The organism is Streptomyces sp. MS191, from assembly GCF_008042125.1.
Classification (GTDB): domain Bacteria; phylum Actinomycetota; class Actinomycetes; order Streptomycetales; family Streptomycetaceae; genus Streptomyces.
Map to the genome: position 1 here is coordinate 141,167 of NZ_RDBI01000057.1, position 18,007 is coordinate 159,173.

Genomic DNA, 18,007 nt, shown 5'->3' on the forward strand with positions numbered 1-18,007 from the left:
GCGTCGAACGGCGTCGCGAACGTGACTGGCGCTCCGCGGTTCGGGGGTCGATGACCTTCGTCGGCGCGCATCAAGAGAGGAAGGTGTTGATCATGGCGATAGATTCAGCGATCGTGCGACAGCGTGTGGAGGATCTGGATGCGGCGGTGCCCTTCTACGAGAAGTTGACCGGAAGCAGCGCATCGCGGTTCACCTTTGCCGGGGTCACCCTGGCCGGCGTCGGCCCGTTCCTTCTCTTTGCCGGGCCTGACGAGGCGGTGCAGCGCGTCGCGGGCGTGGCGGCGACGCTCACCGTCGCCGACCTGGACACCGCGGTAGAGGAGGCGGAGGCGGCAGGAGCCGAGGTCGTGATGCCCGTCCTCCCCACCCCCAACGGCCGCCGGGCGGTGCTGCGGCATCCGTACGGCGGCGTCTTCGAATACGTCGGCCCCTGACCTTGTCGTTCCGCTCGTCGTCTCTCCCCACGACGCGTCCGGGTTTCGTGCCCTGCTGGTGAGGGCTGGGGCGTGATGACGGTTCGCCGGTTCGAGGACTCTGCCGGCCTTCTCCGGCCCCCTCGTTGGTCACGTCGACCGACAGCACTGCGATGGCCGCAGCGCCGGTGCAGCACGTATGACGAACTCCACCCCGAGCGGCAGCGACTCCTCGCCGCGATCGGCATCACCGCGGAGGTGGCCCGCACGCCCCTGAAAGGTGCACGTACGGCTCCGAAAGCACCGGCTGCGGGGGGCCTTCGAGGTCGTGACCGGGTACGGGATCTTGAGACCACGAGCAGCCCATGGCAGGGTCGTGCCGCATGATCGATGAGTTCGCGAAAGACCACCTGCACGGGAGACTGCGGCGGGACCGCGAGGCGCTGCTCTGGAAACTCGACGGCTTGTCCGAGTACGACGCGCGCCGGCCTTTGACGGCTACCGGGACCAACCTCCTCGGCCTGGTCAAACACGTGGCGACCGTCGAGGCCAGGTACTTCGGCGAGGTCTTCGACCGCCCTTCGCCGGAGCCGCTGCCCCGATGGCGGGACTCCGACGGCAGCGATCTGTGGGCGGCCGAGGACGAGACCCGCGATCAGATCATCGGGTTCTACCGGCGCACGTGGGAACACGCGGACGGGACGATCGACGAGCTTCCCCTCGACGCCCCCGGCCACGTGCCGTGGTGGCCGGAGCCTCACGCCGACACCAACCTGTTCGCCGTCATGGTCCATGTCCTCGGCGAGTCCGTCCGGCACGCCGGGCACGCCGACATCCTGCGCGAGGTGGTCGACGGCCGGACCGGGTTGCGCGCCGAACTCGAGAAGCAGGCCGACGAGGAAGCTCGTGCGGCCTACCGCGCGAAGATCGAGCAGGCCGCCAGGTCGGCCGCATCGATCACGGCGTAGAGGCCGTCTGACGACGGTGGTCGGCCCGTCGAACCCGCCCCGGAGGCGGTCGCCCGGCAGGTCCGCCCCTCCGTGGTCGCCCTGTTCACCGTCTCCCCCGCCTTCCGGGCGGCGCCCGCGGCCGGCTGACGGGCAAGGCCAGGAACGAGCGCGGGCGAGCGGGATGCTCCGTGAGGTTCACCCTCGCGGAGCATCCCGCTGCTGTCACTGCGTGTTGTACGCGATGACCGCGCGGGCCAGGTCGCCCGGCTGGAGGCCGTCCGGGGCGCCGGTGACGTCGTCGACGGCGACGATGTTCAGGTTCCTTCGCAGCTCCGGGGCCTTCCAGGGGCCGAGCAGCTGCTGGTGGAGGAGTGCGTTGTAGGAAGCCGCCCGGTCCAGGAGGAACGTGCGGGTGATCCCGGAAGGGCCGCGGAAGGCCGCCGGGGCCTGGCGGAGGGGAGTCATGCGCCAGCAGGCGTTCGCGCTGGTGACCGGGGTGACGTTGCGCAGGTGGTCCGGCGGGCAGGACCAGCACTGCCCCTGCCAGGGGAAGGCGTCCATGCGGGGGTCCCAGAAGGTGCCCGCGGGGCAGTTCCACGCCCAGGTCTCGTTCCGCACGTAGGTCGCGGCGGTGCTGACGGCGCGGCTGGGCAGCCAGCAGGCGTCGCCCTGGGTGACGGGGGTGATGTTCCGTACGTACTCGGCCGGGCAGGCCCAGCACTCCCCTCCGTTGCGGGGATCGTGGAAGGAGCCCGCGACGCAGGTCATCGAGTCGGGCAGCGCCGTGAAGCTCTGCTGCAGGCCGGCGAGGCCGAGGAGGGTGTCCGGCTGGACGATCCCCGCCATGACGAAGAACTTTCCGGCGTCGCCTCCCGGGTCCCGTGCGAGCGCCGCCCGGTCGCGCGCGAGGGTCTCCGCGAACAGCGCCTGGGGACTGGCGAAGTCCCTCAGGTAGTTGCCGGCCGGTGGGCTGTCGGCGGGATAGCTTCCGCGGCCGGACGAGGTGGCGGTCGCGCTCCAGGCCCCGTCCCGGTCGGCCAGTCCGGAGTCGTCCAGCAGGATGACGTTCTTCCCGGCGGCGACGAGGCTGCCGTAGGTCGAGGTGGGGGCGAACCGCGTCCGGGGGGCGAGCCTCGCCGTACCTGCGACGGCGGCGAAGCGGTCGTACGCCTCCGCGGTGGCGGCGGGCAGCTCCGCCGGCGGGGCGCTCACGGACAGGCTGACGACGACGATCTCCGACGGGTGCGCGGCGATCCATCGGCCGATCTGCTCGGCCTCCCCGTTCGGTTCGAAGAACGGTGAGCCGAGGGGGGATCCGTGGAAGGTGAACCACTGGCCGTCCTGCTTGCACAGGCGCAGGTCGACGTAGCGGGATCCGTTCGAGAGCTGCTCGGCGATCGACACGCGCTGGGTCCTGGCGACGCTCGCGGCCAGCTGCGGGAAGCCTCTGGCCAGGTCGTAGATGTAGCCGGTGCGGCACTGCCCCGAGCGCGCGGTGATGCTCCAGGATCCCGCGTCGTGGCTGCCGGGCATCGCGATCCGGTTGAGCGGTGTACCGGCGATGCGCGGGGCCAGGTCGCCCATCCACGAGTCGAGGCGGACCTGCGTCGGTGCGGGAGGGGTGTCGGCCCGCGCCTGGCCGCCGGTCGGCAGCCACATCATGGCGAGTGCCGCCATCAGGAGGAGGAGGCGGGTCGACGCGTTGCTGATTCGTCGTGCCGTACTTGTTCGCGCAGCGGACATGGGCTCGTGCCTCCGAGGGGCATCGACGGGCGCGTGGTTCGGGCGCGGCCTGAGGGGCATCACAGAATGCCACGGCCGACTTGACGAGCCCATGCCAATCACTGCCTGTTCGCAACATGTCCGAATCCCTCCCCTCGGGGGCCGCCGGGGACGCCGCGCCGTCGTCCGGTCGGCCCGCCGTCCCCTCCGCCCCGCCCCCTCACGGATCGGGCACCGCCGGAGAACGGGCCACGCGCCGAGGGGCCACGCGCCGAGGGGCCACGTGCCCGGTGGAAAGTGGCACGTGGCCCCGCGCGGCCTGCTCGTCCGCCGTGGTGCGAGGTCGTCAGACGTTACGGCGGTACTGGCCGCCCACCTCGAAGAAGGCGTCGGTGACCTGCTGCAGCGAGCAGACGCGGGCCGCCTCCATGAGGACGGCGAAGACGTTCCGGCCTTCCATGGCCGCGCTCTTGAGCGCCGCCAGTGCGGCGTTCGCGGGCTCCTGGTGCGAGGCCTGGTAGTCGCGGACGCGGTCCAGCTGGGACTGCTTCTCCTCCTGGGTGGCCCGCGCCAGCTCGATGGCGACCGGCTCGGCGTCCGCGGCGTGCGGGTTGCGGAAGGTGTTGACGCCGATCAGGGGCAGGGTGCCGTCGTGCTTGCGCTGCTCGTACAGCATCGACTCGTCCTGGATGCGGCCGCGCTGGTAGCCGGTCTCCATGGCGCCGAGGACCCCGCCGCGCTCGCTGATCCGCTCGAACTCGGTCAGCACCGCCTGCTCGACCAGGTCGGTGAGTTCGTCGATGACGAACGCTCCCTGGAGCGGGTTCTCGTTCATCGCGAGGCCCCACTCCCGGTTGATGATGAGCTGGATGGCCAGGGCCCGGCGGACGGACTCCTCCGTGGGCGTGGTGACGGCCTCGTCGTAGGCGTTCGTGTGCAGGCTGTTGCAGTTGTCGTAGATGGCGATGAGGGCCTGGAGCGTCGTGCGGATGTCGTTGAAGTCCATCTCCTGGGCGTGCAGGGAACGGCCCGAGGTCTGGACGTGGTACTTCAGCTTCTGGGAGCGCTCGTTGGCGCCGTACCTCTCCTTCATCGCGACGGCCCAGACGCGGCGGGCGACGCGGCCGAGGACGGAGTACTCGGGGTCCATGCCGTTGGAGAAGAAGAAGGAGAGGTTCGGGGCGAAGTCGTCGATGTCCATGCCCCGGGCGAGGTACGCCTCGACGTAGGTGAAGCCGTTGGCCAGGGTGAAGGCGAGCTGGCTGATGGGGTTCGCGCCGGCCTCGGCGATGTGGTAGCCGGAGATGGACACCGAGTAGAAGTTGCGGACCTGGTTCTCGATGAACCACTCCTGGACGTCGGCCATCATCCGCAGGGAGAACTCGGTGGAGAACAGGCAGGTGTTCTGGCCCTGGTCCTCCTTGAGGATGTCGGCCTGCACGGTGCCGCGGACGTTGGCCAGCGCCTTCGCGCGCAGCTCGGCCGCCTCCTGCGGCGTGGGCTCCCGGCCCTCGTCCGCCCGGAAGCGCTCGGTCTGCTGGTCGATCGCGGTGTTCAGGAAGAACGCCAGGATGGTGGGGGCAGGGCCGTTGATCGTCATGGAGACCGACGTCGTCGGCGCGACCAGGTCGAAGCCGTCGAAGAGCGCCTTCATGTCGTCGAGCGTGGCGACGGAGACGCCGGAGGTGCCGACCTTGCCGTAGATGTCGGGGCGCTCGTCGGGGTCCCGGCCGTACAGGGTGACCGAGTCGAAGGCCGTGGACAGGCGGGTGGCCGGCTGGCCTTCGGACAGGAGCCGGAAACGGCGGTTGGTACGGAACGGGTCGCCCTCGCCCGCGAACATGCGCGCCGGGTCCTCGCCGTCCCGCTTGAAGGGGAAGACTCCCGCGGTGAAGGGGAAGTGGCCGGGCAGGTTCTCGTTCCGCCAGAACCGCACCAGCTCGCCGTGGTCGGTGTAGCGGGGCAGGGCGACGCGCGGGATCTTGTTGCCGGAGAGGGACTCGCGGACGAGCTTGGTGCGGATCTCCTTGTCGCGCACCTTCACGACCAGCTCGTCCTTCGCGTAGGACGCGACGACGGCGGGCCAGCCCTCGATCCGGGCGGTCACGTCGTGGGGCAGCTGCTCGCGGGCGCCTTCGAGGAGCGCCTGGACGCCGGAGCCGTCGTGGCCGGCGTCGGCGAGTTCCTCCCGGACCGCGGCCAGGCGCTGGACGCGGCGGGCGGCCTCGGAGAGGACGAGGGTCTCGGAGTGGTACCGGCGGACCGTCTCGGTGATCTCGGCGAGGTAGCGCACCCGGTCCGAGGGCACGACCCGGCGGATGCCCGAGGAGTGCCGGACGTCGACGGCCGGCAGCGTGCCCTCGGACAGCTGCAGGCCCTCCGCGGCGAGCAGGGTCTTGAGGTGCTGGTAGAGCGCGGTGACGCCGTCGTCGTTGAACGTGGCCGCCGAGGTGCCGTAGACCGGCATCTCCTCCGGCCGCTTGCCGAACGCCTCGCGGTTGCGGATGAGCTGGCGGGCGACGTCCCGCATGGCGTCGAGGGCACCGCGGCGTTCGAACTTGTTGATGGCCACGACGTCGGCGAAGTCGAGCATGTCGATCTTCTCGAGCTGGGAGGCGGCGCCGAACTCGGGCGTCATCACGTAGAGCGAGGTGCCGACGAACGGCACGATCGCCGCGTCGCCCTGGCCGATGCCCGGGGTCTCCACGATGACGAGGTCGAAGCCGGCGGCCTTCACGACGTCGATCACGTCGGCCAGGTGCTCGGGCACCTCGTGGCTGCCGCGGGTGGCCAGGCTGCGGAAGAACACCTGTCCGCCGTCCAGCGCGTTCATCCGGATGCGGTCGCCGAGCAGCGCGCCGCCGCCGCGGCGGCGGGTGGGGTCCACCGCGATGACGGCGATCCGCAGTTTGTCCTGCTGGTCGACGCGGAGCCGGCGGACCAGCTCGTCGGTGAGCGAGGACTTGCCGGAGCCACCGGTGCCGGTGATGCCGAGCACGGGGACCGTACGCGCCCCGGAAGCGGCGCGCAGCTCGTCGAGGAACGCGGCCGGAAGCCTGCCCAGCTCGGCCCCGGTGACGGCGCGGGCGACGGCGAAGCGGTCGCCCGCCAGGACGGCGGACGCCTCGACGGACTTGGTGTCCCACAGGTCGAAGTCGCAGTCCTGGACGACCGAGTTGACCATCCCCGCGAGGCCCATCCGCTGCCCGTCCTCCGGGGAGAAGATGGTGACGCCGCTCGCCCGCAGGCGGGAGATCTCCTCGGGGACGATCACGCCCCCGCCGCCGCCGACGACCCGTACGTGGTCGGCCCCCTGGGCGCGCAGCGACTCGACGAGGTACTCGAAGTACTCCACGTGCCCGCCCTGGTAGGACGAGACCGCCACACCGTGCGCGTCCTCCTCCAGCACCGCGTCGACCACTTCCCTGACCGATCGGTTGTGCCCGAGGTGGATCACCTCGACGCCTTGCGCCTGGAAGATCCTCCGCATGATGTTGATCGAGGCGTCATGGCCGTCGAACAGGGCGGAAGCGGTGACGAGGCGTACGGGGTTCGCGGGACGGTGCAGATCGCTCATGGGGGCCCTCCGGACCATGCGCTGGAGCTCATACCCAGGAGATACTAGGACGTCCTAGTAAATCGCAGGGCGTGAGCGCGTGTGACGGCGAGCACAGTCTCCGCCGGGCGCGGCTCCCGGGCGCGGCTCCCGGGCGCGGTTCCCGGGCGGCGGAACGGTCCGCCGGCGCGTGCCGCGGCGGCCACCGGACAGGGTCGGGAAGGGTCAGGGGGCGTCGGCCGCGGCCGCGGTGGTCACATCCGCCAGTACGTGCCGGAACGGGAATCGACATGCACCAGGTGCCCGCCGACCCGGACCACGTGGTAGTCCGGACCGGGCCAGGAGCCGCTCTCCAGGTCGTCGACGGGGAGCGGTTTCCAGATCTCGAGGAAGGTACTGCCGTCGGTGTTGGTGCCTCGCTCGACGAGATCCGCCCCCTCCGGGGTGAACGTGCCGATGTCCTCCCCGGGCTCTCCCGTGAGGTGGTGGAAGCGCACCTGCGTGCCGTCGAAGGTGGTGCGGCCGGCGAACCCCCGGCTGTCGGCGAAGTGAGGGCCGGTCTGGAGCCACACCACGACGCGGTCCTCCACCAGGGGCCCGCCGTTCCGGCTGATGCCGTGCCGCAGCCACGCGCCCCGCTCGGGGACCGGTACGGCGGGACCGTTCGGTGTCGGGTCGAGGTGGCGGCCGTCCGCCGGCTCAGGCATCGGCGGCGGTGTCGCTGTCGTCGACGGCCAGCAGGGTGAGCGGGATGTTCCCCTTCACCGCCTGCGCGTAGGGGCACACCGCGTCGGCCCGGTGGAGGAGGGGCAGCAGTTCCGCCGCCTTCCACCCCGGGAGGCCGACGGTGAGGGTGACCGCGAGGCCGTACCCCGCGGGGGTGTCCGTGGTGCCCAGCTGCACTTCGCAGGCGACCCGGGCGGACGAGGCGTCCGCCCCGAACTCGTCCGCCACCTCGGCCAGCGCGGAGGTGAAGCAGGCGGCGAAGCCGGCCGCGAAGAGCTGCTCGGGGTTGGTGGTGCCCGGCACGTTCTTGCGCGGCGGGGCCAGTCGGACGTCCAGGCGGGCGTCGCCGGTGGCGACCGATCCGGTGCGGCCGCCACTGGCGTGTGCGGTCGTCCGGTAGAGGGTGCGGGTGAGTGGCACGGTCACGGTTCGGCCCATCTGTGCGACGAGGGAGCGCCGTCCGGGTCCGGCCGGCGCGACGGCGCCTCTCCTGGGGAGGGCCGTGGTGCGTCGTCGTGCGTGACCGGGTACGGCGCATCTCGTCCGGGGCCGCGGGGACCGGGCCGCCGGACAATGTAGCAACGGAAGCGTGCTACGGAGCGGGGGCGGCCGGTGACCTTCCTCACCGGCCGGGATCTTGCGTGATGCGTCCAGTGGACGCATGATGTGCGTCCACTGGACGCATCACGGGAGAAGGTCGAGTGGACGCATCACGGGAGGAGGCCGAGGTGACCCGACAGCCGAAGGAAGCGGACGAGGTGACGCAGCCGCCGGAAGGACCGGCGGCAGGTCCGGCCCCTGAGCCCGGTTCCCCGGCCTGGTGGCAGGCCCGCTACGCCGAGCGCGACCGGCGCCGGCCCCGCGCGGGCGGGCTGACCCTGGCGCGGATCACGGCGGGCGCGCTCGAACTGGCCGACCGCGACGGCCTGGACGCCCTCACCATGCGCAGTCTCGGGGAGCATCTCCAGGTCCGGCACACCTCCCTGTACCGCCACGTGGCGAGCCGGGAGGAACTCCTGATCGAGACCGTGGACCACATGCTCGGCGAGATCCGGCTGCCTTCCCTCACCGCGGGCTGGCAGGCCGGCCTGGAGGAAGGCGCGAGGGAGTTCCGCCGGGTCCTCGGCGCCCACCCGGCCCTCGTCCCGGCACTCACCGGTGGCCAGCTCCTCGGACCCCATGCCCTGCGCGCCCGCGAGCACGCCCTCGGGCAGCTCCTCGACCAGGGGTGGGCCCCGCGCACGGCCGTGCACGTCTACCTCACCGTCACCCATTTCGTGATCGGCTCGGCCGTGCTCGACAGCGGTGGGGCGGCCCGGACCGGCCCGCAACGCGCGGCCATGACCGAACTGTTCGCGCACCTGTCCCCCGTGACCCATCCCGTCGTCCGCCGACACGCCGATCTGCTCAACGCGCCTGACGGCGTCGACGAGTTCACCTTCGGACTGCGCGTGCTGATCGCGGGACTGGGCCGGCTCCACACCGAGGAGACCGAAGCATGAGGAACACACCGCTCCTGCCGCCGTGGGAGACGTGGACCGCCGGCGGCGCCCGCGTCCCGGTCGGCGGTCACGAGATCTTCGTGCGCCACGACGGTCCCGCGGACGGGATGCCCGTCACCCTGCTCCACGGCTTTCCCACCTCCTCCCACGACTGGGCGCCGATCGTCCCCGCCCTCGCGGCGGCCGGACTGCGCGTCACCACCCTGGACTTCCTCGGCTTCGGGGCGAGCGACAAGCCGCGCCGCCACAGCTACTCGGTGCTCGAACAGGCGAACCTGGTCGAGGAGGTGTGGCGGCGGTCCGGCACCGGGCGCACCGCCCTGGTCGCCCACGACTACGGCGTCAGCATCGGCCAGGAACTGCTCGCCCGGGATCCGGCGCGGGTCAGCCGCATGGCCTGGCTCAACGGCGGGCTCTACCCCGACCTTCACCGCCCGGTGCTGACCCAGCGTCTGCTCCACGGACCGCTCGGCCCGCTCCTCGCCCCGTTCACCACGCGCGGCAGGTTCGGCGCGACCCTGCGCGGCGTACTGGGGCGGGAGCTCTGCGACGCGGACCTCCGGGAGCTGTGGGCGGGGGCGTCCCGAGCAGGCGGAAAGCGGCGCGCGCCGCGACTGCTGCGTTACATCGACGAGCGCCGCAGCCACCGGGAGCGGTGGACCGCCGCCCTGGAGGAGTACCCCGGTCCGGTGCTCTTCGTCTGGGGACCGGCCGATCCGATCAGCGGCGCGCACGTCCTGGCGCGCGTCCGCACCAGAATGCCGCGGGCGTCGGTCGTCGAACTCACCGGACCGCCCGCGGTCGGGCACTATCCCCAGCTGGAGGATCCGGCGGCCGTCACGCAGGCCCTGCGCTCCTTCCTGCGGCCCTGAGCCCGAGCGGCGACCTCGCGTTCGTGCGCCGCCCGCCACGAGGGCCGTTCGTGCACGGATCCCGCGGCACTCGTACGGAGCGCAGGGGAAGAGGGCACGGCCCGGCGGGCGGATCCCGTCAGGTGGGGCAGAGGACGAACAGCGGCAAGGCACGCCGGGCGGGCTGGTCGCCGATCTCGTCGAGCGCCGCGCGGATCTCGTGGAGATGGCCGGTGGTCAGCTGCAGGGGAGGTTCGTCCGGCTGGTACACCGTGCGGACGGGGTAGTCCACGCCCGGCCGGCGGGTCATCTCGATGTGGCATCCGAGCACGTGCGTGACCGTCCGCTCGGCGCAGAAGTCGACGAGGCGGTCGATCGTCCGCCGGAAGGCCGGCCAGTCCTCGATGTAGAGCCGGCCCGGGTAGACGGTGTCCCCGGTGAGGAGGATCCCGGTCCACCGGTCGTAGAACGTCACCGAAGCGTCATGGTGGCCCGGGGTGGCCAGGCACTCCAGCACGCGTCCGCCCAGATCGACCTGGGCGACGGACTCGGGACGGCCGTCGAATCCGAAGTACGGCCAGGCGGAGGTGCGTTCCGCGCCGACCACCGTCGTGTCCGGACGGTCGGCGAACTGGCCGTCGCCCGCGACATGGTCACCGTGCGGGTGCGTGTGCAACACCAGCAGCTGGTAGTCGGCCCGCGGATGACGAGCGAGCCAGGACCGGACGAGTTCGTCGACCACGCGGCGCAGCGGAAGGAACTGCGGGGAGGCGGTGGCCCCGGTGTCGATCAGCACCGCTCCCGTGTTTCCCATGAGCAGGAAGAGGAACGGCGCCTCGTAGTCGATCGCCATGTTCTGCCGGAGGATGAAAGTGTGCTCGTCGTAGGCGTGCACCTGGATGTCGGGGTCCGTGTTGTGCTTGGCCGACGGCGAGCCGTGGATCCACCGCACGTCGAGCGGCCGAGGCCGGGGCGGCGCGTCGGCGAAGTCGATCGGTGAGTTCCGGGAGCCCATGAAGTCCCCTCATCCGCGTCGCCGTCCCGAACGGATGCGCCGCACTGTGCCCAGGTGAGGCCCGCGCAGGCCTCGGCGACGAGGGTAACAACCCGGATCGACCGGATGTCCGCACGCACGGCCCGGGGCGACCGGCGCCACCCCGATCGCCCGATGAGCCCGGGCTCCGCGCACCCGTGGCTCCGCGCACACCTTTGTGGCACATGCGCCACCAGGCGCACCACCGCGCCAACACCGCGCGACGTAAGCAGCCGGCCGTGGGTTCTCGTACGCCCACGAGCGCGCGAGCCGACCTCAGGCGGGCACCCCAAGGAGCGACATGACGCCGATGCGCCGGGGGTTCCGGCGGTACTGGTCGCGCCGGGCGGCGTGGACGCTGCGTCGGGCGAGGCACAGGGACCCGGCCGGGACATGGCAGGTCGGGCAGGACTCCGAGTAGGCGCCGTGACCGAAGCGGGCCGCCGTCTCGTGCGCGGCGTCGTGGGCGGCATCCGCCGCGCGAGACGGCAGCACGCGGGCGAGGCTCGACACGGGACGCGGCCCCCCTTCGTGTCCGGGCAGGGAGCGGACGGTCGAGGTGAGGCTCATGGAGGGCTTCTCCTTACTGCGGGGCGAGGGCCGGCCGCCCCCGTCTACCCCGTGGTGACCGACTCACCCCTGGTGGCGATCACGGGAGCCCGGAGACGTCTCGCCCCGGTCCGACCGGTGGCAGGCGCGCACGACTGCGCACGCGAAAGGGACGGACCTCCCGACGGTAGGCCGGGGCAGGCACCCGGCCGGCCCGCGACAGCATCCGGGAGGACGGGCCCTCGCACCCGGCGTCCTCATGGGACGGCGCCGACATCGGACGACGGCTCCAGCGGCAACGCCGGAGCTGGACCGGATGCCGGGTGGGACGGAGCGAGGGCACGACGGCTTGAAGTCGACTCGTGGCGAGCGCACGCGAGCCGCCCGGCCGCTGTGTCAGGAAGGCCGGTGGATCTTGTTGGCTGACGAGGTGCGGGCGAACCATGCTTGTGTCTCGTCCGCGGTCAGGACGCGGGTCAGCTCGGCCTTGCCCGGGAGATGGGGGAAGAAGCGGTCGGCGTTCCAGCTGCGTCGGTAGGTCGGTTCGTCGAGCACGAGCAGGCGGTGCCCATGAACGATGGGGATGTCGTCGGGCAGTCCTTCGTTCCAGATCCGATCGCCGTCCGCGGTGAGGAGCTCGAAGGTGCCGGTCGCGATGGTCTGGGTGCGCCCTTGGGCGGGCTGGGGGTCGGTGGTCAGGCGGACGCTGGCTGCTGAGGGAGCAGTGCCGGGTACGTGGCCGCCGCCGACGAGGACGTGGGCGAGCAGTGTGTGCAGTTGGAAGTTGTCCCCGATGCCGCTGATGCGCACCTCGAATCCGGCCCCGGTCGGCCGGTGCAGCACGACAAGGGGCTCGTCGTCCAGGACTGCCAGCGCGTAGATCAGGCATTTGAGGTCGTGTCGGTGCAGGGCTGCCAGGTCGCGGCAGGCGGGGAGGATGTCGGATGCGTGCCGGCGGCGTACCTCGGTGCTGCGGCACAGCACGGCCAGTGCGGGCGGCTGCCATTCTTCGACCGAGCACCAGGCCAGCGCCAGTCGAGTGGCCTCGTGCCGGTCGTCGCCGAGGCGGGCCAGAAGCGCGTCATCGATGATCTTCTCGTCGGGCTCGGGCAGCTCGTCGTCGGCTGTGCCGGCGGAGGTCCAGCGGCGAGCGAACTCCAGGGCGTCGAGCACGTCCTGGTGGACGCCGCCGAGGATCGGCTCGGCGCAGCGTGCCGGATCGGCGCCGTGCTCGACGCAGAAGCCGGCCGCCATCGCCAGCATGGGTCGCGGGCCGGTGGGTGGGAAGGCTGGAATGAGTGCCGCCAGGCGGGGTCCTGCCAGGACGCGTTCGGCGTCCGGCGCCGACTGTACGGCGTTCATCATCGCGGTGAAGGCATGCTCGGTGCGGTCGCCGTCGCGGGCGGCGACCGCCTCTTCCAGCTCGGACAGGGTGGCGGTGAGGCTCGTAGCCCCTCGCTTCTTCTTGAAGATCACCGGCATACCCTAGGACCGAGGTTCGTCCGGCCTCATCAGACCCCAGGTCGTCCGATCCCTGACACCGCTGCCTGCTTCTCCCATGTCGGCCGGGCCGACAGCCAGACGCCGACGGGGTGGTCACGATCAGCGACCCAGCCTGTGTCGGATGTAGTCCGGCTGGGCCGGGCCGATGTCGATGCGGTTCTCGTCGAGCCCGTTGACGATCCGCAGACAACCTTCGGTGAAAGCGAACTCCACCGCCAGGGTTCCGGCTGCCAGGTCACGGCCTGCGGGCCGCCACTCGAGCAGCGCGACCTCGCGCAGCTCCTGGCCGACGAAGGGCTCGAGTCGTTCGTCGCCGTGGGACCACCGGGGCGTGAGCTCGGACCACTCCCACCCGGCGATGGCCGTTGCGGTGTCTATCGTGTTCCAGCCGATCGAGAGTTCGTCGAGCTTCGAATGGCAGACCTCCACCTGAAGGCCGTCGAAGTCCAGCACCACCGGACAGTCGGCGAACCAGTCCCCGTCCTCGACGAAGCGCACCAGGGCGTGCCCCGTCAGTGGCCTGCCGGCAAGCGTCGCCAGACGTGATCCGTGCGCCTGCCGAACCGCCTCGATCCCGACCAGGAAGGACGGCTTGAAACCAGAGATTCCCATGTCCACAACAGCTGAGTCTTCCGGCCAGTGGCTCAACCGGCCAGCCCATAGCGGCTTGTGGGCCAGGAACTCCATCCCGGGCAGCGGGCCTGAGCAGCCTCCGGGCACGAGGTCCCAGGAGGCAGGAGTCGGGCTGTGGTGCGGGGGCATGCCGGAGGGTGCCGCTGATGACAGATCAACGGCACCCTCCGGCACGAGGGGTCAGCGGCGTCTCGAGACCCGTCCGGCCCCGATGCCCGCCACATGCAACGCCAGGGCTATCAAACCCAGCAGCATCACGTTGGTGGAGGAGAACACGTCGTTGGTGGCGATGTCCGCCGCGTTGATCAGGAACGAGACGAAGAACAGAACCGCTGCCGCTATACCGAGCATGAACAAACTCCTTCTCACATAAGGGTCCTGCCCGTCTGCCCCCACAACAGCGATTCAAGCCGGCAGAAAGCCCACGGGCCGATGCCGGCCCGACCTGGCACGGAACACAGGACGGCGGACGCAGGAGTCGTGCGGAGTCGGTGCGGTGGCAGTCGGAAGTCGGAAGTCAGCAGTCGGCAGTCGGCAGTCAGGAGTTCGCATGACGCGGGACGGGAGCCGGCCGCGGGGCGGCATGGTGCGCCGGCCTACGCACTCGGGCGGAGTGCAGGCGGGGACGGTCTCCGGCGCGGCTGGCGCCGACGGTCCGTTGAGCCACGGCAGAAGGCGCGCTGTTCGCGGCCATCGGTGCGGGCTACCAGGTACGGGGTGAAGGCGTGGGCCGCCTTCACCCCGCAGCAAATCCCGTCAGTAGACCAGGCCCCAGGCCTGGGCGGTGTTGAACTCCGGGTTGCAGGTCCACAGGGTCAGCCAGGTTCCGTTGGCCGAGGAGTTGCCCTTGTTCGTGATGCACTTGCCGCCGAACTGGGTCCACGTCCGGCCGCTGTTGCCGGCGAACACCTGCGGGCTGGTGTCGCTCCAGTCGCAGGTCCACAGAGTGAGGACCGTGCCGTTGGTGGCGGAGGCGTTGCCGCGCGGGGTGAGGCACTTGCCGCTGACGTCGTGCACGATGTGCTGGTTGAGCCAGTGCCAGTTCTGCAGGTTGCTGCCGGTGCAGGACCAGACGGTGATGACGGCCCCGTTGGAGGTGCTGTTGCCCTCGGGAGTGGCGCAGCTGCCGAGGTTGTAGAGCCGGTTGCCGGCGGCGTTGGCCGTGCCGGTCGACAGGACGCTGACGCCGAGCACGGTGAGCAGGGAGATGAGTAGGGCTGACGCCTTGCGAATCATTTCCGTCTTCCTCGAAAGGTCTTGCCGGCCCGGGCATGCCGGGGCGGCGGGTGATGGGGTTGGTAGCCGCACTGAGAGGTCCCCCGTTGGCTGCGTCCGTTCGGCTCCGCGGCCATGGGGTGGTGGGTGGGCCGCTCGGTCCGGAGCCGGCCGGTGCGACCGGGTGCGGGCCTGGGGAATCCCAGGGGAGCCGGACGATCGGTACGGCCCCTGCACGGATCGGGTCGGCCCGGGTCGGCACGTTCGACCGGCATCTTCAGGTCGGTTGTGTACCGGCTGATCAGAACCACTGCCCGGCCACGCTGCCCACCCCTCTCGTCGCCGTGCCAGGTCGATGTCCTGTGGCAGCACGTTCGCTGCCGGCACGGATCTTTCGGCAGTAGTGAATCTAGGATCGGGTGGAGCGTGGTGGTGTGCGTAGCATGCGAGGCTTTTGTGCATCGAGTGCAGCACGGGCCAGGAGAAGCACGCGCATGGTGCGCGGCAGGGGCGCGGTTTTCGCGGAAGATCCCGTCCCACGGTGATCCACCTGTGGGGTTGAGGCGATCGCGCCGTGTCCGGCAACTCGGTCTGTGGCTCACCGCCCGGAGCCGGCGCGCCGAGCCGGTTGCCTGACACAGGCGGCGCGGGCTGGCGGGGGCCACAGACGCATGGCGCTCGGGAGCCGTGCCTGCGAGGGGTCTGTGCGGGGACACCCGAAGCGCCACGCATCACCTGGTCTTGGGCAGGCCTGGAAGTCGACGACGGAGCGTCGTGCTCGCGGCCCGTGGGCGCGGTCATCCGTTCTGCGCGCGTCGTGCTCGCGGCCCGGCCAACGGTGTCGGCGCAGGCGCTGATGGACTGCTTCCCTCGGATCACGTCAGGCAGTTCAAACCGTACCCGTCCTGAGCACGCCGTCCTGGCCGATCGGCAGGGAGTCCGGAGTGTCCCCTCAGGGACGGGTCACGGTCGGCGGGTTTGCGGGCCCTCCGTGAACGCTGCGGCGTGGTCGGCGGCCCACTGGCGAAGCGTTCGCGGCGCTCTCCCGAGGATGTCGGCCACCGTGGTGGTGACGTACGCGGGCTGTCCGACCGCCGCGTTCCACGCGGCGAGCAGCATGTCGATGACCGAGTCGGGTGCCGTGCCCTCCGACAGGCTCCGGAACTCGTCCGGCGTCATCTCCTCGAATGCGATCCGGCGCCCCAGGGCGTCACCGATGGCGCTCACCTGCGCGGCGTGGGTCAGCGACTCGGGGCCGGTGAGAACGTAGTCGCCTCCGACGTGCCCGTCCTGATAGAGCGTCCGGGCCGCGACGGCTGCGACGTCACGGTCGTCGACCGGTGCCGTCCGGGCAGCGCCGTAGGGCCACCGGACGACGTCGCCGGCGCGGATCGCGGGTGCCCACCAGGCCAGCGAGTTCGAGGCGAGCATGCCTGGCCGGATGATCGCCGACTCGAGTCCGGTGGCTGCGATGAGCTGCTCGATGCCGGCGTGCAGCCCCGCCATGGGGTTCGGCTGCTGGAAGAAGGGGTGTGGCGTCCGGTGCGGGGAGGAGAGGAAGACGACCCGCCGCACGTGAGCGGCGAGCCGCTCCACGACTGCCGCGGCGGTCGGCGGCGGGGCGGTCCAGACGAGGAAGACCGCACCGACGCCGTTCAGCGCCGGGTCGAGTGATTCGGGCACGGTGAGGTCGCCGGTGAAGACCTCGACCTTCGCCGGCAGCGTGCCGGCCGCCTCGGCTCGATGGGTGAGGGCGCGGACCGGCACTCCCGCGTCGAGGAGTCGGTCGATGACGATGCGGCCGATCCGGCCTGTCGCTCCGGTGACGAGCACGGGAGGCATGTCTGTCTGATTCACACCACCATAGAAACGTTACTCGGTTAAAAAAGCAACCCGGTCACTAATGTTACGCTGGGTAGATGAGCGAGCCGACGGGGCTGCGGGCCCGCAAGAAGGAACGGACGCGCGACGCCATCGGCGACGCAGCCGTCTCGCTGTTCCTGGAGCGCGGCTTCGACCGCGTCTCGGTCAACGACATCGCCGCGGCGGCCGAGGTGTCCAAGCCGACCCTCTTCCGGTACTTCCCCACCAAGGAAGACCTGGTGCTGCACCGGTTCGCCGACCATCAGGGCGAGGCAGCGCGCGTCGTGCGCGACCGCGGATCGGGCATCGAGCCGATGGCGGCCCTGCACCAGCACTTCCGGGCCGGACTCGATCGGCACGACCCGGTCACCGGCCTCAACGACCATCCCGAGGTGGTGGCGTTCCACCGGCTGGTCTTCACCACACCGAGCCTGGCGGGACGCCTCACGCGGTACCAGCTCGAGGACGAGGAGGCCCTGGCCGACGCCCTCGGCGAAGGCATCCGGGCACGCCTGCGAGCCGCCCAGACACTCGCCGTCCAACGCGTGCTCGCCCGAGCCAATTGGCAGAAGATCGCCGACGGCCGCACCGCACGCGCCGTCCACCCCGAAGCCGTGGCCGACGCCGACCACGCGTTCAGCCAACTGCCCTGACTGACCGCCCGCTCGCCCACGCCAGACAGCTCCCCCGCAGCCGATCCAAGGCTCGTACAGGTCACCCGGCGCCGAGCCAGGCGGTCCCGCTCGGACCACCTCGCCGCCAAGACGACAACGGCCGGCGGCTCCGCGCGTACGTACGCCCCGGCTCGCTCTCGACGCCCGGCCGGACAGCCCTCCAGGCACAGGGCCGGTCTCCGAGCGCCGCGTCGGGCGCTGATCGCACACGAGCCGACTGCGCCGGTCGCAGCGATCAACGAATGGCTACGCCCCCGCCTCACGCGTCATCACGTATGTGTTCCCGATGTCGGGATCGCCGTAGAAGAAGAAGAGCTTCAACTCGTCGTGCTGATCACGGTCCACATGGAAGGACCACGCGTGTGTCGCTGGGGGTTCCGGAGCCGAGGCGCCAGTGGCCGTCACGGCGGAACGATGCTCCACGCGGGTCCGGGCTGTCAGCGCGAGTCGGACGACCTGTCCGCCGTCATCGGCATTCAGTTGCCAAGTTCCCGTACCGGAGAGGCGCCAGCCGTCCTCGAAGTCGAAGCCCTGCCCGTCGAGCCTCTCGAAATGAGCCGTTCCGTCTTTGCGTAGCACCACACGGGTCCCCTCGACGTATTCCCAGCCTCCAGCGACTTCGGCCGCCGTGGCGTCGTGGATCCCTGTTCCCTCGTAGTACTGATACGGGCCGGCGCACGCCGTCAGAGCAGCCAGAACCACCATCAAGCCACCGAGGGTCGCCCCCCACGTGCGCAGCCTGTTTCCGCCCGCCACCAGGACCTCCCACCCTCAGTCCGCATCGGCCAACCAGTAGGGGCCGCCGTGGAGAGACACC

17 protein-coding genes and 1 riboswitch are annotated in these 18,007 nt (G+C 71.0%); of the genes, 5 read left to right on the top strand and 12 right to left on the bottom strand.

Translation table 11 applies throughout. The features are described 5' to 3' along the window. The first annotated feature begins 50 nt into the window (after positions 1 to 50). A complete protein-coding gene (locus tag EAO71_RS25645; protein ID WP_261992348.1) occupies positions 51 to 434 on the top strand; it encodes a VOC family protein in 384 nt (127 codons plus the stop codon). Between the two features lie 362 nt (positions 435 to 796). Then, a complete protein-coding gene (locus EAO71_RS25650; protein ID WP_147980174.1) occupies positions 797 to 1,381 on the top strand; it encodes a DinB family protein in 585 nt (194 codons plus the stop codon). Positions 1,382 to 1,585: 204 nt separating this feature from the next. On the opposite strand, the gene EAO71_RS25655 is transcribed toward EAO71_RS25650, so the two are convergent. From EAO71_RS25655 to EAO71_RS25670, 4 genes are all read right to left on the bottom strand, one after another. Beyond that, positions 1,586 to 3,106 carry a PI-PLC domain-containing protein gene (locus EAO71_RS25655; RefSeq protein WP_147980175.1) on the bottom strand — a complete coding sequence of 507 codons (1,521 nt, stop codon included), beginning with the start codon at positions 3,104 to 3,106 and terminating at the stop codon, positions 1,586 to 1,588. 325 nt (positions 3,107 to 3,431) lie between these two features. Beyond that, on the bottom strand, positions 3,432 to 6,662 hold the full coding sequence (gene icmF / locus EAO71_RS25660; RefSeq protein WP_147980176.1) for a fused isobutyryl-CoA mutase/GTPase IcmF: 3,231 nt from the start codon (positions 6,660 to 6,662) through the stop codon (positions 3,432 to 3,434). Positions 6,663 to 6,895: 233 nt separating this feature from the next. Further along, complete coding sequence (locus EAO71_RS25665) at positions 6,896 to 7,348, bottom strand: hypothetical protein (protein WP_147980177.1); 453 nt, start codon at positions 7,346 to 7,348, stop codon at positions 6,896 to 6,898. Then, positions 7,341 to 7,793 carry an Ohr family peroxiredoxin gene (locus EAO71_RS25670; protein WP_222723581.1) on the bottom strand — a complete coding sequence of 151 codons (453 nt, stop codon included), beginning with the start codon at positions 7,791 to 7,793 and terminating at the stop codon, positions 7,341 to 7,343. Before EAO71_RS25670 ends, EAO71_RS25665 begins: the two co-directional genes overlap by 8 nt. 78 nt (positions 7,794 to 7,871) lie before the next feature. Then, positions 7,872 to 7,927, bottom strand: a riboswitch (guanidine-III (ykkC-III) riboswitch). Between the two features lie 168 nt (positions 7,928 to 8,095). Between EAO71_RS25670 and EAO71_RS25675 the strand changes: the two genes are divergently transcribed. Both EAO71_RS25675 and EAO71_RS25680 read left to right on the top strand, forming a co-directional pair. Beyond that, the gene (locus EAO71_RS25675; protein WP_147980179.1) at positions 8,096 to 8,869 is read left to right on the top strand and encodes a TetR/AcrR family transcriptional regulator C-terminal domain-containing protein; all 774 of its coding nucleotides are present in this window, start codon (positions 8,096 to 8,098) and stop codon (positions 8,867 to 8,869) included. Continuing rightward, the gene (locus EAO71_RS25680; protein ID WP_147980180.1) at positions 8,866 to 9,741 is read left to right on the top strand and encodes an alpha/beta fold hydrolase; all 876 of its coding nucleotides are present in this window, start codon (positions 8,866 to 8,868) and stop codon (positions 9,739 to 9,741) included. Before EAO71_RS25675 ends, EAO71_RS25680 begins: the two co-directional genes overlap by 4 nt. Positions 9,742 to 9,859: 118 nt before the next feature. Here EAO71_RS25680 and EAO71_RS25685 read toward each other — a convergent pair whose 3' ends face one another. The 7 genes from EAO71_RS25685 to EAO71_RS25715 form a co-directional block, all read right to left on the bottom strand. After that, positions 9,860 to 10,735 (bottom strand): MBL fold metallo-hydrolase, encoded by an 876-nt coding sequence (locus tag EAO71_RS25685; protein WP_147980181.1) that lies wholly within the window; start codon positions 10,733 to 10,735, stop codon positions 9,860 to 9,862. Positions 10,736 to 11,029: 294 nt separating this feature from the next. Continuing rightward, entirely contained in the window at positions 11,030 to 11,323 is a 294-nt protein-coding gene (locus tag EAO71_RS25690) for a hypothetical protein (protein WP_147980182.1), read from the bottom strand. Positions 11,324 to 11,698: 375 nt separating this feature from the next. After that, positions 11,699 to 12,784 (bottom strand): hypothetical protein, encoded by a 1,086-nt coding sequence (locus EAO71_RS25695; RefSeq protein ID WP_147980183.1) that lies wholly within the window; start codon positions 12,782 to 12,784, stop codon positions 11,699 to 11,701. Positions 12,785 to 12,904: 120 nt separating this feature from the next. Next, the gene (locus tag EAO71_RS25700) at positions 12,905 to 13,492 is read right to left on the bottom strand and encodes a hypothetical protein (RefSeq protein ID WP_261992349.1); all 588 of its coding nucleotides are present in this window, start codon (positions 13,490 to 13,492) and stop codon (positions 12,905 to 12,907) included. Positions 13,493 to 13,618: 126 nt separating this feature from the next. Next, positions 13,619 to 13,789, bottom strand: coding sequence for a hypothetical protein (locus EAO71_RS37880; RefSeq protein WP_187282823.1), 171 nt, complete (start codon positions 13,787 to 13,789; stop codon positions 13,619 to 13,621). Positions 13,790 to 14,194: 405 nt separating this feature from the next. Then, the gene (locus EAO71_RS37885; RefSeq protein WP_187282824.1) at positions 14,195 to 14,674 is read right to left on the bottom strand and encodes an RICIN domain-containing protein; all 480 of its coding nucleotides are present in this window, start codon (positions 14,672 to 14,674) and stop codon (positions 14,195 to 14,197) included. 942 nt (positions 14,675 to 15,616) lie between these two features. After that, complete coding sequence (locus EAO71_RS25715; protein WP_261992350.1) at positions 15,617 to 16,510, bottom strand: NAD(P)H-binding protein; 894 nt, start codon at positions 16,508 to 16,510, stop codon at positions 15,617 to 15,619. A gap of 62 nt (positions 16,511 to 16,572) precedes the next feature. Between EAO71_RS25715 and EAO71_RS25720 the strand changes: the two genes are divergently transcribed. Continuing rightward, positions 16,573 to 17,169: a TetR/AcrR family transcriptional regulator gene (locus tag EAO71_RS25720; RefSeq protein WP_147980186.1), complete on the top strand. Its 597-nt coding sequence runs from the start codon at positions 16,573 to 16,575 to the stop codon at positions 17,167 to 17,169. A gap of 267 nt (positions 17,170 to 17,436) precedes the next feature. Here the strand turns inward: EAO71_RS25720 and EAO71_RS25725 are convergent, their stop codons facing one another. Continuing rightward, the gene (locus tag EAO71_RS25725) at positions 17,437 to 17,895 is read right to left on the bottom strand and encodes a hypothetical protein (RefSeq protein WP_261992360.1); all 459 of its coding nucleotides are present in this window, start codon (positions 17,893 to 17,895) and stop codon (positions 17,437 to 17,439) included. Positions 17,896 to 18,007: the final 112 nt, after the last annotated feature.